Source organism: Streptomyces sp. P5F9 (genome assembly GCF_057961495.1).
The window spans coordinates 1-946 of record NZ_JBXVPZ010000981.1; the positions used below are offsets into that span (position 1 = coordinate 1).

Sequence of the window (946 nt, forward strand, 5' to 3'; positions counted from 1 at the left end):
GCAGAAACACCGCGGCGAACGCCCCCGGATGGGCCCCGCCCACGGAGAGCAGCACAACATTCGACAACCCATCAGAGATCTGCAGCGCGGCGGAGTTGGAGCCGGCCTCCGCCGGAGCGGACAGCTGAAGCAGCAGCACGCTGGTGGAGGAGATCACCAGCCCCATCCCGAAACACCCGAACGCCCACGCGACGGCGACGATCCACACGGGCACGTCATGGATGAGGACGCTCGGCGCCCCGGCGATGGCGGCGGCCACCAGCACCATGCCGGCCGTCATCAGCCGTTCCCGGTACGGCTCGACCCGCGCCCGGGACTGCACCCACGACCCGAGCGCCCACGTCCCGCCGCCCGCCGCGAGCGAGAACCCGGCCAGGGTCGGCGACAGCCCGCGTTGCGTGACGAGCATCAACGGCACGAAGGACTCCGCCGAGATGAACGACCCGGCCGCCACCCCGCGCAACAACACGACGGAGGGCAGCCCACGCGCGGCCCGATACGTCCCGCGCGGCAACAACCCGAGCACGGCGGGCACGAGCAGCGCGACGCCGGCGGCAGCGGGGAGAAGGGAGAGCCACCGCACGTCCTGAGCGGCGTACTGGAAGAGCCCGGCGCCGATCGAGATCCCGAGGGCAAGCCGAATACGACGCCGGTCGAAGGAGGCGGACGGCTCATCTGCATTGCCCACGGGCCCGCCGGCCCGCCGCCGTATCTGAGGAAGGGCGAGCGCGAGCGGAAAGACGACAAGCACCGGAATCCCGAGGAACACCCACCGCCACCCCAGATGCTCGGTCACCGCACCGGAAGCGAGCGGCCCGACGACGGACGGCACGACCCAACTCGCCGCGAACGCGGCCATGATGGCGGGCCGCAACCGCTCCGGATAGGCCCGCCCGACGACGACATACAGAGCGACGATGACCAGCCCGCCCCCCAGCCCCTGCAC

Annotated in this window: 1 protein-coding gene; it reads right to left on the reverse strand. The window is 71.7% G+C overall.

What is annotated here, in order from left to right; genetic code table 11:
• Positions 1-946 (reverse strand): MFS transporter (locus AC31A1_RS51940; protein WP_489659998.1); only part of this gene is annotated, 946 nt, incomplete at both ends.